Origin of the sequence: Cohnella lubricantis (genome assembly GCF_014212015.1) — a bacterium.
In the GTDB taxonomy this organism is placed as follows: domain Bacteria; phylum Bacillota; class Bacilli; order Paenibacillales; family Paenibacillaceae; genus Cohnella; species Cohnella lubricantis.
On the sequence record NZ_JACJVN010000048.1, the window covers coordinates 41,148 to 54,366 of the forward strand.

The window sequence follows — 13,219 nt, forward strand, 5'->3', positions numbered from 1 at the left end:
CTATTATATTAGAGCTCTACAGCCTTCGTTGCGATGTTGCCGCAGAATTCCCGGTCATGCTCCACGAACAGCATCGTCGGCTCGTGCTCCAGCAGCAGCTCTTCAATCTGCATGCGCGAGATGACGTCGATGAAGTTCAGCGGCTCGTCCCAAATGTACAGATGCGCCTTCTCGCACAAGCTGCGGGCGATGAGCACCTTCTTCTTCTGTCCGCCGCTGAAGGAGGACATGTCCTTCTCGAATTGCACGCGGGCGAAGTCCAGCTTGCGCAGAATCGCTTTGAACAAGCTCTCGTCGATCCCGGCGCGTCTGGCATAATCCGTTAGATTGCCCTGCAGATACGAAGTATCCTGAGAGACATAGGAGATCCGCAGCTGGCTTCCGATCCGAACCGTGCCGGTATAGCGCAAGTCCTCGCCGCAGATCAGCTTGATAATGCTCGATTTGCCCGAACCGTTCGGACCCGACAGGGCGATCCGGTCCCCTTGCTCAATCGTGAAGCTGACATCCTGGCACGCCGCCTTGCCGCCGTAATAGATCGACACGCGATCCAGCTCCGCCAGCCGGCTCTTGTGATAGACGAGCTGCCCAATCTTCAAGCTGTCCGCACTCTCGATGTTCTTCAGCAGCTTCGACTTCTCCTCGATCGCCGATTGCTGCCGGTGCTCAATCGCTTTCGAGCGCTTCATCATCTTCGCCGCCATGCGGCCGACGTGCCCCTTCTCCGGCTTCAAGCCGGAATCGAGCTTCCCGCCGTTCTTCGTCTTCTCCACCTCATCGGACCATTGGCTCGTTCGCTTCGCCGCTTCCGACAGCCGCTTGATATCCTTCTTCAGCTTCTCATTCTCGGCTTGCTCGAAGCTGTCCTGCCTCCGCTTGTTCTCCCGCCAGTCGGAGAAGTTGCCCTTCTGCACTTCGATGTTCGTTCGGTTAATGGACAGAATGTGATCGACGCAGTTGTCCAGGAACGCCCGGTCGTGCGACACGAGAATGAAGCCTCGCTTCGAGCGAAGATAATCGCTGACGAGCTGTCTGGCGCCCATGTCGAGATGGTTCGTCGGCTCGTCGATGAGGAGGAAGTTATTCTCCTTCAGGAAGAGCGCCGCCAGCAGCACCTTCGTCTGCTCGCCATTCGACAGCGATTCGAACGGCCGGTACAGCACGTCGTCGGATACCCTCAGCAGGTTCAGCTCGCGCATCAGCTCCCAATGAGCATAGTCCGGCACAATGCCGCTGACGACATCCAGCGTGTTCTCTTCCTTGTTCAGGACGGTGAACGGGAAGTAGTCAAAGCCGACGCTTGCGGAGATCTTCCCGCTGTATTCATGCTTGCCGAGCAGCAGGTTCAGGAAGGTCGTCTTCCCCCTGCCGTTGCGCCCCGTGAATCCCAATTTCCAATCGGTATCAAGCTGGAAGCTTACCTTTTCGAAAATGTTATCGTAACTGCCCTCATAAGCAAAGGTAAGGTTCGAAACATTAATTAACGACATAAACAAATTCCTCCCGCTGATCCAAAATCAAAAAGAGCCGCAAGAAAGTTACCTCTCTCGCAGCTCCAATAGATCCAGCGAATCCGCCCTGTAGAAGGGTCAAATTAGGATATGCCGATGGATGGAGGGGATAACGTAACTTCCTTGCATGACAAATAAAACAGGCGAAACGAATCGCTTTGCTGTTCTATCCGCAGCAAGATCCATCACATTATCCTCTTCAGCCCCCATCCTTCAAATTACAGGTATCATAGCACGCCAATTCAGGATTATCAACCGCACAGCCAGCGGGCGCTCACTCGCAATGTCGCTGCTCCTCCTCTGTCAGGTTGTTCCTCCGCTTGGATACGGGCGAGATGATCCAGTATGCGCAAGCGACGAACAGGGAGCCTCCGACGATATTGCCGAGCGTGGCGGGAATCATATTATGGAACCAACCGGCCCACGTGATTGTGTCGGGATGCGGGAGAATGAGCGCCAGGCTGAGGACGGTCATATTAGCCACGCTGTGCTCATAGCCGGAGGCGATAAAGGCGTACAGCATCCACCAGATCAGGATCAGCTTCGCGCTCTCGCTCTTCACCCTCGCAGAGCACCATATGGCCATACAGACGAGCCAGTTGCAGAGGATGCCGCGGAAGAAGATCTCCGTGTAGGGCAGCGACATCTTCTTGTGCGCGATCGAGAAGAGCAGGTGATCCGGCCCGATGCCGCGGAACAATCCGGCTCCGAAGACCAGCATCGCCAGCGTCAGTGCGCCGAGCAGGTTACCTCCCCAGCAATAGATCCAGTTCCTGAGCGTATCCTTCCACGTCGTAGCGCCGGAGAGTGTGCCTAACGTGAAGTACATATTGTTGCCGGTGAACAGGTCGGAGCCCGCGATGATCACGAGCGTCAAGGCAATTCCGAAGGAAGCGCCCATAGCCATCATGTAGACGGGCGAATGAGCCGCGAAGAGCGGAGCGCCGATGGTGATAATAAGAATGATGCCAATGCCGACATAGACTCCGGCAAGCGCTGCGTGGAGCAGATACCGGAAGCGGCTCTCCTCAAGCAGCCTCTTCTTCCTCAGCGCGGTCTGAATCATGACGTTAATCGTGTCTTGATACATAGGGATCGCCTCGATTGGACGCAAGTTTGGCTTTACGATTGCTTCGGTATAGAGATACGAACGCGGTTATCCTCCACGCGGATATCGAATGTGCGTACCTGACCGGTATCGGGCGCCTGCACTTCTCCGGACCCGAGCGCAATCTTTAGATCGCGAACCGGGCAGTAGAGATAATCGCCGCTGACGATCGCCTCCGCGAGCGAGCCTCCCTTGGCGTGCGGCGTCTTGTTCTCAAGCGCATACCATCTGCCTCCGCTTGCGCGGAACACGGCGACGCTTAAGCTGCCGGCCCGCACCTCTCTTCCTAAGCCAATCGGGTACTCGTCCGGCTTCCCGGCATCCAGCATGATCGCGCTGCTATTCGTGCCGTTCATGCGAGCTCCTCCTTTCTTCTCTCTACTCATTCGTTGCGCCGGCTTGAACCGGCTCATACAATTGACGGCGAAGCTCGCCGTTCTCCACGGCTTCCTGCCAAGGATCATGCAGCGCGGCGAGCGCTTGCTCCACCCGTGCAGCCAGCGCCGCGCAGTTGTCCTTGTCCTCGACGATGGCTTGACGGATCGTCTCCAGTCCTATGCGTTCCACCCATTCCGATGTCCGCTCCCCGTAGTTCGCGGTCTCCCGGTAATATTGGATGAATCCGCTGCAGATCAGCACCAGCTCCTCGTCCGTCTTGACCTTGCACAGCGAATCCCCTGCCCTAAGCTTGATGCCGCCGTTGCCCCCGACGAACACTTCCCACCCGCCGTCGTTGCCGATGATGCCCAAGTCCTTGATGCCCGACTCGGCGCAATTGCGCGGGCAGCCGTTCACGGCCATCTTGAATTTGGCCGGCATCCAGAGCCGCTCGAAGCGGCGCTCGAGATCGATCCCCATCGCGATCGAATCCTGCGTGCCGAAGCGGCAGAAGCGGGATCCGACGCATGTCTTGACCGTCCGGAGCGCCTTGGCGTACCCGTAGCCGGACGGCATTCCCAGATCGGCCCAGATGCTTGGCAGATCCTCCTTCTTCACGCCGAGCAAGTCCAGCCGCTGGCCGCCCGTCACCTTGACCATCTTCACCGCGTACTTGTCGGCAATATCCGCGATCTTGCGAAGCTCCTCCGGCGAAGTAACGCCGCCGTACATTCTCGGAATGACGCTGAAGGTGCTGTCCTTCTGAATGTTGGCGTGCAGCCTCTCATTCACGAAGCGCGAATCCTTCTCGTCCCGGTGCTCCAGCGGACGCAGCATGCCGAGGTAATAATTGATGGCGGGCCGGCACTTCGAGCAGCCCTCCGGCTGGCTCCAGCCGAGCACGTTCATCACTTCCCGAACGCTGGCCAAGCCCATCTCTTGAATGGACGCGACAATCTCGTCTCGGGACAAGGACGTGCAGCCGCAGATGCCGGCCTTGGCAGCAGCCGTGCCATCGTAGCTGTCGCCGAGCGTAAGCTGCAGCAGCTGCTCCACCATCGGCTTGCAGCCCCCGCACGACCGCGTCGCGCCGGTGCAGACTTTGATCTGCTCAACGGTGCTCCAGCCCTGCTCGCGAATGCCCTGCACGATCGTACCTTTGGCCACGCCGTTGCAGCCGCAGACGATCTCGTCGTCGGCCATCGCTTCGACTCCGATCGAAGCCTTCCCTTCGGAGCAGCAGCCTCCCCTTCCGAAGAGCTGCCCGTACAATTCGTCGGTCATCACGGCTTGATCGCGAACGAGCCGGGTCAAGACGGACGAATCGGTCACATCACCGTAGAGAACGGCGCCGACAATTCTGCCGTCCTTCAGGAGCACCTTCTTGTACGTGCCCCTCCAATCATCATGATTGCGCAACACGCGATGTTCCGCTGTCTCTGCATATACACCGCCCGAGAATACGTCCACGCCCGAGATCTTCAGCTTCGTCGCGACGGACGAGCCCATATATGGAGCCGGATCAAGGCCGGCAATCTCATGCGCGAGCACGCCTCCTTGTTCGAAGAGCGGCGCGACCAATCCATAGCAGACGCCGCGGTGCTCGCAGCATTCCCCGACCGCGTACACGTCAGGAGCGCTCGTGCGCATGTAATCGTCCACCACGATGCCGCGCCGGCAATCAATGCCGCTCGCCTTCGCCACATCCGTATTCGGCACGATGCCGGCGGCCATTACGACCAGATCAGCAGGCAGCTCCGTTCCGTCCTCGAACCGCAGTCCTTCAACCTCCGCTCCGCCCGTCAGCTCCACCGTCTTCTTGCCCATCGCGAACTGAATGCCTTGGCGCTCCAGCTCCGCCTTAAGCATGCCGGCCGATACCTCATCCAACTGCCGCTCCATCAGCGACTCGAATAGATGGACGACCGTCGTCTCCATTCCGAGCTGCACAAGCCCCTTCGCCGCTTCAAGCCCGAGCAAGCCGCCGCCGATCACAGCGGCCTTCTTCTTCGTTCGCGATGCGGCGATCATCGTCTCGCAATCCGCGATGTCCCGAAAGCCGATGACGCCGTTCTTGTCATGGCCCGGAACCGGCAGGAAGAACGGCTTCGAGCCGGTCGCAATAATGAGCTTGTCGTAGGACTCGGCGTCGCCGGTCTCGGTGATAACTTTTTTGGACTCCGTATCGATCCTGGTCACCTTCGTTCCGGTATGAAGCCGGATTCCGTGTTCCCGGTACCAATCGCGGTCGTTCAACACGATCTCGTCGAATGTCTTGCTTCCTTCCAGCACATAGGATAGTTGAATGCGGTTGTAGTTCGGATGCGGCTCCGCGCCGTAAACCGTTATATCGTAAGCTCCCGTGAGCTTCAGGATCTGTTCAAGCGTGCCTACGCCGGCCATGCCGTTGCCGGCCAAGATCAGCTTAGGGCGCTTCGGTGCCTCGTTCCCACTCATGCTGCATACCTCCATCGCTTTGACTCTGCAGTCAGTGTAACCGATGCGCGGGGGTACGCCAGTGATTCAGATCATAGCTTCGGAATCCTTCGTTCACAATGCAAAGAACCCGCCTAGTCGCGAGCTCTCAAGCGGGTGCAGCAGATCTTCTACCGTCTCGGCTTTCTGTCGGGCATGTGCTATAATCTACTCTGTCTGTCTAACACGGCAACTTCGTTCGGCAATTCTAGGAGGTATTATGACTGCGTCCGATTATCAATCCCATTCCATGTCCCACTCTCCAAACACAAGACGTGCGGCCATTATGGCAGCCATATTCTTGCTCATCACCATCGCGGGCCTGACCTACGTGAAGTGGTGGCCTTATTATGACAAAGCATTGGCCGCGATCGAGAAGCATACCATCGGCTCTTCCATGATCCCGAGCGCCAAGCCCGATGCTTCCTCTTCGATCTGGCAAGCTTCTTGGGAATACAGCGTCGCCTACTTTAACTCCGTCTGGAAGGCTGCGCTTCTCGGGATGATTGTCGGCGCGATGGTTCAGGTGCTGCTCCCCGCCAACTGGCTGAAGCGAGCGATGGGCAAGATGTCGTTCAAGAGCACGCTCGTCGGCGGCGTCACATCGCTTCCCGGCATGATGTGCACCTGCTGCGCCGCGCCGATCGCTTCGAGCATGCGCAAGCAGCAGGTATCGATCGGCGCCGCGTTGGCGTTCTGGCTCGGCAATCCGACGCTGAATCCTGCAACGCTGATCTTCATGACCTTCGTCCTGTCCTGGAAGTTCACGGCTCTCCGCATCTTCTTCGGGCTAGTGCTGACCTTCGGAATCAGCTACCTGGCGAACCGATTCGCGGATCGCAAGCGGCTCGAGGAGCTGCCGCTTACGGCAGATACGGAACCATCCGAAGCCGCTGATCGCGGACCCTTCCTCTGGCGGTGGGCGAAGAGCTTCGCCGGTATGTTCATCCGCATCGTGCCTACCTACCTGATTACCGTGTACGTGATCGGCCTGCTGCAGGCCGTGCTGGACCCTTCTTGGGTTAGCAACAGCGTCATAGCGATTCTGGTCTGCGCCGTCATCGGAACGCTGTTCGTCATCCCGACCGCTGCCGAGATCCCGATCGTGCAGTCGTTCCTTGCCTTCGGCACAGGACCGGCCTCTGCGCTGCTGCTGACGCTGCCCAGTGTCAGCCTCCCTTCGCTGCTGCTCGTCTCGCGCGCGTTCCCGCGCAAGGTGCTGCTGTTCGTAGCGGGCTCGGTGATCGTATTAGGCGTGCTGTGCGGCATCACCGGATCGTTGTGGCTGTAAGACAAGGCCCCCTCTATTTCCTAGAGGGGGCCTTGCCGCATTTATAACGGATATACGCGCTGCTCCTCGGAATTTGCAGGGTTTGACGTTGTTTGACCTTTCAAAAAAAATATCATGTTTACATAATTATTTTTATGTATCCTTTTATTTGCTAAGTCATGGTTCTCACAGATGTCCGATTCCATCGAACTGCTCCCCGCCGTACCGCCGCCCTCCTGCTCCTTGTCATTCTAGGCTTCTGAGTCTAGGGATATTTTGGGCATGAATCGACGAACCTAAGGGTGCTAAGCCTAAGGAGGGTTGCCTGATGAACAAACAACGCGCTCAAGAGATAGCCGGGTCTCCCGTAATGGCGAGTGTGACGCATGAAGGGGTTCCGGTCTATATCCAGCATGTGGACGAAGCGAACGAGACCGCAAGAGTGTTCCCGCTCGATGATCGAGAGAAGGAATATGACGTTCCGCTCAACAATCTAGAGGAGCAATGACGCAATGAGCCAATTAGATCAAGACACCATCCAAGAGCTGCTCGACTCACCGATAACGCGATCATCCGACTTCGTGCGCAAGGAGCTGCACCATAACGGAGCGGCCATCGTCTTGCTGTATTTGCGAAGTATCTGCGACGATGCCAAGATCCAGCAGGATATCGTGCTCCCGTTCTATCGCGCGGACCACATCGGCAGCTTCCAAGACTACCTTCGTTCCCTGGACTCCCAGAAGTCTTCGAAGGGGAGCAGCCTTTCCGAGCGGATCATTAAGGGAGAAGCCCTTGTGCTGTCCGGGGACGAGGTGTTCAGCTTCGCCATTAAGAAGACGGTCCAAGAGACGGTCGGCCCTGCCGATGTGGAGATCTCCGTCGTTGGGCCGAAGCAGGCATTCAGCGAAGAGATGGACATCAATATTAACATTCTCCGAAGCCGCTACACCGAACCGAGCTTAACCTTCGAGAGGGGCAAGCTGGAATCTTACCCGAAGACGGAGTATTCCATCGTCTACGATCGGAAGGTGGTTGACCATGCGGTTCTCGACAAGATCAAGAAGGACCTGGAGCAGCTCCGGCGCAAGCTAGTCGTTCAGGCAGCGGGTCAGCTGGCTCGTCGGATATCGAATGTCAAGCATACCTTGTTTCCAACAGTCATGATCACGGAGCGTCCCGATCGTGTCGTGCTCAATCTAAGCCAAGGCAAAGTAGCGGTCTTCGTCCACGGAACCCCGTTCGCGATCGTCGCCCCCGCGGTGTTCTACGACTTCATGTCCGCCATGGACGATCTTTACACCCACTACTGGACCGGTCACTTCCTGCTCGTCCTTCGCTACATCGGTCTGTTCCTGAACCTGACGCTGGCTTCCTTCTATGTCGGCTTAACCTCCTACAACCCGGAATTTCTGCGGGTGCAGCTGGCATTGTCCATTGCCGGCAGCCGCGCGCCGGTGCCATACCCCTCCTACATTGAAGTGGTGTTCATGCTTCTCATGATGGAGCTGCTGACAGAAGCGAGTATCCGGCTTCCGAGAACGATCGGTTCTACCGCGACAACGGTCGGCGGCTTAATCCTCGGTACGGCCGCGACCGAAGCCGGGCTGGTCAGCAACATCATGATTATTATCGTGGCTTGCGTGGCGATCTCGAACTTCGTGCTGCCCATTAACGAGATGATGTTCGCGATGCGAGTCATGAAGTATGTATTTCTCCTGATTACCACATTGTTCGGAGTCATGGGCCTTGTGATTGCCTTTATCGGCTTGCTAGTTCACTTCACGAGGAAGGAAAGCTACGGAAGGCCCTATTTAAGGCTCTTCAAGGAGAACCGGAAAGTCCTCATCAGGTAGGACGCTCGGGTACAGAAGGAGACCTTCAATTGAATCGATATTACGGGTATCTCGTCTTTTTGAATATGGTGGTCAACGTCTTCGTCTATGTCCCCCAAATTCTGATCCGCGAACGGTTCGACGGAGCGGTGAACGCGATTCTGCTCGCGGTTCCAATCGGCATGCTCATTATGTTTATTTTTATTAAGTCATTGCGCCGTTATCCTGCGAGAAGCCTCCAGGAGATCCTGGATTCGTTATTGCCAGGATGGTTGAGCCGTCCCCTGGCCTTCCTCTTTGCCAGCATGTACATGATGGCCGGCTGTATTACGATGCTGTCTATCGGAGATACGAGCGTTCGGTACATAAGTCCGGAGGCGCCGTTGCTGCTTGCTGTCTTTATGTTCCTAATCGTCGTATGTATGGCGGCCGCTCATCGATCGAGGCAAATCCTCTTCTTGATTGAGATGATTCTGATCCTCGATGTCCCTCTTATTCTCTTCATTATCGTCAAAGCGTTCTGGAATCGCTCCATCAATTGGGATTCTGTGGCAGTTGTCGGAATGAGCTACACGCATCTCCCGTCATGGACCGCGATATCGGGCGCCACCTATATTTTCAGCGGGTACACGAATCTTGTTGTATTCAACAAAGCGTTCCCTAAGCCGATCTCGCCGAGATGGATATGGCTGTTCGGACCGGTTGGGCTTGGCGTTCTCATCTCGTCGTTCGCGGTTCCAATCGGATTCCAAGGAGCTGACGGCGTATCGGACTACATCTACCCCTGGATCACGACCTCCGACTCTATGCGGGTGGAGCTCGGCTTCATTGAACGGGTGCTTCCGCTCTTCTTGCTGCTCTATGCCGGAATATCCATGGGCAGCACGATCGTCCATTGGCATGTGGCGCTATATTTAGTCAAGGAGGCGCTGCCGTCATCCTGGTCACTCAAGCCCGCGGCCACTTGGACAATTTTCGGCACTTTTGCCGCCTTTACCCTAATCTTTGCCTTTCTGTTCAACGAACAGAATATCAGCGAATTGGGCTCCGGTTGGATTCGGCTTCGCTTCCCTTGCGAGATCTTTCTCGTGCTGCTCGTACTAATCGCAGCCTTAAGGAGGAGAAGAACAGTATGATACTAAGAAGGCTGCTTACTGTTCTATTGGCCATTGCTGCAGCGGGAAGCTTGAACGGCTGCGGGTTCAAGGATATCGATAAGCGCTTCTTCGTTGTCGCCATGGCGGTCGATCCGGCTGACAATCCCGATAAGCTGTACAAAGTGACCGTCAAATTAGCCATCCCAAGCCCCTCGGAGCGATTCGGCTCTAACGATTATACGATTGTCTCCGAAGAGACGGATTCCATCGCGGAAGCGGTTCGAGTCATCAAGTCCGAAGTGGACAAGGAACTGGACCTGGGGCATATGAAGGCGATCGTCATCGGCCAGAAGCTCGTTGAGCAAGGCAACATGAACAAGCTGATGGACTGGTTCATCCGGCGCCGCGACATCCAGAACATCGCTTGGATTGCCGCTGGCAATCCATCCGGGAAGGCCGTGCTGGATCTAAGGCCGCATACTGAACGCCTTCCCTCCAACATGCTCTTCATGTCCTTCGGACAATTCGGCACAGAGACCGCCTACATCGTCTCCGAGTATTTGTTCGACTTCCATCGCAGACTGAAGGAGCGCGGGCTGGATCCCCTTCTCCCGATTATCGAGGTAAGAGACAACCAACAAGTAAGCATTAACCGATCCATTATATTGGATAAGGAGAGACAACGAATCGTTCTTCAAGCGCTTGACAACAAAGTGGTCAATTCCTTCTATCAAGGGATAGGCAAATACGATATTCGTGTGGACTTGAACGACGGATTCTTCATCATCGCCGCCGAAAATTGCAAAGGCACGTTCACTCTCAATACTCGGAACGGCAAAGCAGTCATTCATCTGTACGTCCGGGTGAATGGTATTGTGGAGGAGTCTACCGTGCCGCTGTCCAAGGAGAAGCTGTCCATGTACGAGAGAGCGGCAGAACAACAGGTGAACAAACGCGTTCTCAGCCTTTTCTACAAATTACAGCAAGCCAAAGTAGATCCCATCGGGTTCGGCCTTCGCTACCGGGCAAGACATACGGGCAATCCCGATCAAGTATGGAGAGACTGGCTCCGGCTGTACCCGGAAGCCGAATTTAAGGTTCAGTCGAAGGTGAAGCTAATGAGCACCGGGCAGATCGAATAGCCGGCTTAACCGAACTCTTGTTTACGAGGCGAGATCCGTTCGAGGAGCCACTTGAGGAAGGCTGCTTTGGCTATATAGATCGGAAAGGAATAAACAAACTCCCAATGATCCATAAGGTAAATGTCCCAATACACGAATAACGGCTCCGCTACGAAGGCGAATAACAGCGCCATTACCGTATTCGCAGCGAGGAAGGCTTTCCAGCTTCGGCAAAATTGATAAACCAGCATATGGCACACCGGCAGCACACTAAAGTCAACCGAGCTTAGATGCGTCGTGAACGGTAACAGCTGGTAGGCGTACGACCATAATTGCAATTCGCTGCCCGTATAGTCCAATACGATGATAACCAAGGTTATCATGGATCCGAACAGCAAGATGTCCTTCATCCTGGATCGATCGGCAAGCCTCAACCAGACGATCCAGGAGACGAATAGAAGAATCAGCAGCAGCCACCATTGCCATGAGAACAAATCGTGATGCAGATAGTACTCGCCGCTCATCCGGTCAAGCTCTTGTTCGGCTCGCCTTATCTCCCCGAAGGATGGATAATCACCCGCCATAATTCCTAACCTTTCTACGACTCATCGTTTGTCTTTAAGGCGACTTGGCTAAGCCAAGCGCTTGATGATCCCAGAGTATATCTTCAACGAGGCTCGATTGCTCCTCCTCGCAAGTCACGATCAGGATGACCTCACCCTTCTTCCCCTTCTTAATCTCGGTCTGAAGACGATGGCGTTCAATGAGGTATAGGATCCAACTCCACAGCAATCCGACAGCGAATCCCGTTCCTGCGCCGATCAGCCCCCAGAGGATCGGTCCCCATTCCCACACAAATCCCTTGGACGCCCCGACGGTAGCGAACATGAAGGCTAATACAAAGCTCTTATCGATGAAGGAAAGCCCGTCCGCTCGATGAATGCTGTCCAGCAGCCTCGGGGACTTCTTCCTTAGATCCAATGGCACTGCATAGATACGGCGGATGCCATGTACCTCCAGCTCGGTAATCGCAATCTCGAGCAAGGTCGTGTATTCGAAAGTGGCGAAGATCTGAGTCATTGCGCTTCGTCTCCAATAACCTCAAGCGTGCCCGGCAGCTGGTACCGCCGGGTTAGATATTGCTTCAACGCCTTCGCGAACAGCTTGTTATTCTCGACAGTACTCGTATAGGATTCATAGATGTTAAAGAAATAGAAAGACGGGAAGTAGAGAACCCATTGGGGATCCAATACCGCGGTAGACAATGAGATCTCGCCTATTAAGATATAATGAATGGCCAGAATAAGATTCGACTGCCAGACGAGAATGATCGTACTGGCCAGCGTAAATACCGCCAATATGATGCGATGCAAATATAATTGGCCCAAGCTTGGAATGCATATCGACCATATGACGGCAATCCAAGGCTTCCGTTTGTCCAAATAATTGACCTCAAGCGCTCCTATGCTGAATTGATTGAAGCGGCCGTTCTCCCGATGCGCGAGGAGATACACCTTGTTCATGTCTACTGCAGTCCGATAGCTGTCCCATATGGCGAACAGGTAGACGGGGATGTAGAGCGCTGTGAATCGGGGATCCAGCGCTTCCTTCGCTGCTTCGAACTGGCCGTTAAACGAATAGACCATCGCCATATTCAAGTGAATCTTCTGATTGATGAAGATCTCCCACAAGATGAGCGCATATCCGCGCAAATATTTATTCAAGAGCAAGTGGCCAAAGCCCGGGAAGGCCATTGACCACGCTCCGATCGTATACGGATTGCGCTTGTGAATCTGAGTTGTTCCCAGTACGCTGACATTGGCTAAGTATCGCCTGTTGCGATATCGGTTACGAAAGTTGTCCAACCGCTTCTCCACCTTGACACATAATATCGATTGATCTAAGGGTTCAGCCGCCTTGAACGGAGAGCTTCACTTGGAATACGTAACGGTGGAAGAACCATTCCGCAACTCCGAGTATGAGCGACATGACTAGGATCTCGCCAGCGCTTAAATCCCAGTTCATCATGGAGCCTGCCGCCCACAGCACGACATAAGCCAGCACCGCGTCAGCTATTGTTGCGATCCCCACATTGGTTCTGCGAAGGATAAGCTGATCTCCGATGACATAAGCGATCAATGTTAGCGCAGTCGCCGTTATCGCGGCCATCGTGAAGGACACACTTGCGTAATAAATAAGCAGAGAGACGACAACCGCACCGTTGACAATCCATTTCAAGATGAATTTCAAAGGGAATCACCTGCTTCGTCAGAATGGTTACTTCGTACATTCATCATGCAGTCATAAGTTCCCCGTTGCTTCCAAATCTCATTCTGTTTCTGTAGAAAAAGAAAAAACCGCGCAATGCGCGGTTCATGGTGCTGCTATGTATATTGCCGGCCCGGCAACGTCCTACTCTCCCAGGAC

Annotated in this window: 13 protein-coding genes; 5 read left to right on the forward strand and 8 right to left on the reverse strand. The window is 55.0% G+C overall.

What is annotated here, in order from left to right:
- Positions 1–8: 8 nt before the first annotated feature.
- The 4 genes from H4Q31_RS12180 to nirB form a co-directional block, all read right to left on the reverse strand.
- A complete protein-coding gene (locus H4Q31_RS12180; protein ID WP_185179342.1) occupies positions 9–1,490 on the reverse strand; it encodes an Lsa family ABC-F type ribosomal protection protein in 1,482 nt (493 codons plus the stop codon).
- A gap of 295 nt (positions 1,491–1,785) precedes the next feature.
- Positions 1,786–2,601 (reverse strand): formate/nitrite transporter family protein, encoded by an 816-nt coding sequence (locus H4Q31_RS12185; RefSeq protein ID WP_185179343.1) that lies wholly within the window; start codon positions 2,599–2,601, stop codon positions 1,786–1,788.
- A gap of 32 nt (positions 2,602–2,633) precedes the next feature.
- Positions 2,634–2,975, reverse strand: a complete 342-nt coding sequence (locus H4Q31_RS12190; RefSeq protein ID WP_245347483.1) for a nitrite reductase (NAD(P)H) small subunit — start codon at positions 2,973–2,975, stop codon at positions 2,634–2,636.
- A 22-nt stretch (positions 2,976–2,997) separates the two neighbouring features.
- Positions 2,998–5,454, reverse strand: a complete 2,457-nt coding sequence (gene nirB / locus H4Q31_RS12195) for a nitrite reductase large subunit NirB (protein ID WP_185179344.1) — start codon at positions 5,452–5,454, stop codon at positions 2,998–3,000.
- 304 nt (positions 5,455–5,758) lie between these two features.
- On the opposite strand from nirB, the gene H4Q31_RS12200 reads away from it, so the two are divergent.
- The 5 genes from H4Q31_RS12200 (at position 5,759) to H4Q31_RS12220 (ending at position 10,813) form a co-directional block, all read left to right on the forward strand.
- Entirely contained in the window at positions 5,759–6,763 is a 1,005-nt protein-coding gene (locus tag H4Q31_RS12200; RefSeq protein WP_245347484.1) for a permease, read from the forward strand.
- Between the two features lie 307 nt (positions 6,764–7,070).
- A complete protein-coding gene (locus H4Q31_RS12205; protein ID WP_185179346.1) occupies positions 7,071–7,250 on the forward strand; it encodes an H-type small acid-soluble spore protein in 180 nt (59 codons plus the stop codon).
- Between the two features lie 4 nt (positions 7,251–7,254).
- Positions 7,255–8,595, forward strand: coding sequence for a spore germination protein (locus tag H4Q31_RS12210; RefSeq protein WP_185179347.1), 1,341 nt, complete (start codon positions 7,255–7,257; stop codon positions 8,593–8,595).
- Positions 8,596–8,624: 29 nt separating this feature from the next.
- Entirely contained in the window at positions 8,625–9,710 is a 1,086-nt protein-coding gene (locus tag H4Q31_RS12215) for a GerAB/ArcD/ProY family transporter (protein WP_185179348.1), read from the forward strand.
- Complete coding sequence (locus H4Q31_RS12220; RefSeq protein WP_185179349.1) at positions 9,707–10,813, forward strand: Ger(x)C family spore germination protein; 1,107 nt, start codon at positions 9,707–9,709, stop codon at positions 10,811–10,813. The genes H4Q31_RS12215 and H4Q31_RS12220 overlap by 4 nt, the downstream gene beginning before the upstream one ends.
- Before the next feature lie 5 nt (positions 10,814–10,818).
- Here the strand turns inward: H4Q31_RS12220 and H4Q31_RS12225 are convergent, their stop codons facing one another.
- From H4Q31_RS12225 to H4Q31_RS12240, 4 genes are all read right to left on the reverse strand, one after another.
- Positions 10,819–11,316, reverse strand: a complete 498-nt coding sequence (locus H4Q31_RS12225) for a CBO0543 family protein (protein WP_185179350.1) — start codon at positions 11,314–11,316, stop codon at positions 10,819–10,821.
- 94 nt (positions 11,317–11,410) lie between these two features.
- Positions 11,411–11,872: a hypothetical protein gene (locus H4Q31_RS12230; RefSeq protein ID WP_185179351.1), complete on the reverse strand. Its 462-nt coding sequence runs from the start codon at positions 11,870–11,872 to the stop codon at positions 11,411–11,413.
- Positions 11,869–12,657 carry a hypothetical protein gene (locus tag H4Q31_RS12235; protein WP_185179352.1) on the reverse strand — a complete coding sequence of 263 codons (789 nt, stop codon included), beginning with the start codon at positions 12,655–12,657 and terminating at the stop codon, positions 11,869–11,871. Before H4Q31_RS12235 ends, H4Q31_RS12230 begins: the two co-directional genes overlap by 4 nt.
- Positions 12,658–12,700: 43 nt before the next feature.
- Positions 12,701–13,042, reverse strand: coding sequence for a DUF2512 family protein (locus H4Q31_RS12240; protein WP_185179353.1), 342 nt, complete (start codon positions 13,040–13,042; stop codon positions 12,701–12,703).
- Positions 13,043–13,219 lie beyond the last annotated feature (177 nt).

What these genes read in the sequence shown, in the direction of transcription:
- H4Q31_RS12180 (WP_185179342.1), bottom strand. Translation starts at nt 1,490, where the DNA reads ATGTCGTTAATTAATGTTTCGAACCTTACCTTTGCTTATGAGGGCAGT.
- H4Q31_RS12185 (WP_185179343.1), bottom strand. Translation starts at nt 2,601, where the DNA reads ATGTATCAAGACACGATTAACGTCATGATTCAGACCGCGCTGAGGAAG.
- H4Q31_RS12190 (WP_245347483.1), bottom strand. Translation starts at nt 2,975, where the DNA reads ATGAACGGCACGAATAGCAGCGCGATCATGCTGGATGCCGGGAAGCCG.
- nirB (WP_185179344.1), bottom strand. Translation starts at nt 5,454, where the DNA reads ATGAGTGGGAACGAGGCACCGAAGCGCCCTAAGCTGATCTTGGCCGGC.
- H4Q31_RS12200 (WP_245347484.1), top strand. Translation starts at nt 5,759, where the DNA reads ATGGCAGCCATATTCTTGCTCATCACCATCGCGGGCCTGACCTACGTG.
- H4Q31_RS12205 (WP_185179346.1), top strand. Translation starts at nt 7,071, where the DNA reads ATGAACAAACAACGCGCTCAAGAGATAGCCGGGTCTCCCGTAATGGCG.
- H4Q31_RS12210 (WP_185179347.1), top strand. Translation starts at nt 7,255, where the DNA reads ATGAGCCAATTAGATCAAGACACCATCCAAGAGCTGCTCGACTCACCG.
- H4Q31_RS12220 (WP_185179349.1), top strand. Translation starts at nt 9,707, where the DNA reads ATGATACTAAGAAGGCTGCTTACTGTTCTATTGGCCATTGCTGCAGCG.
- H4Q31_RS12225 (WP_185179350.1), bottom strand. Translation starts at nt 11,316, where the DNA reads ATGAGCGGCGAGTACTATCTGCATCACGATTTGTTCTCATGGCAATGG.
- H4Q31_RS12230 (WP_185179351.1), bottom strand. Translation starts at nt 11,872, where the DNA reads ATGACTCAGATCTTCGCCACTTTCGAATACACGACCTTGCTCGAGATT.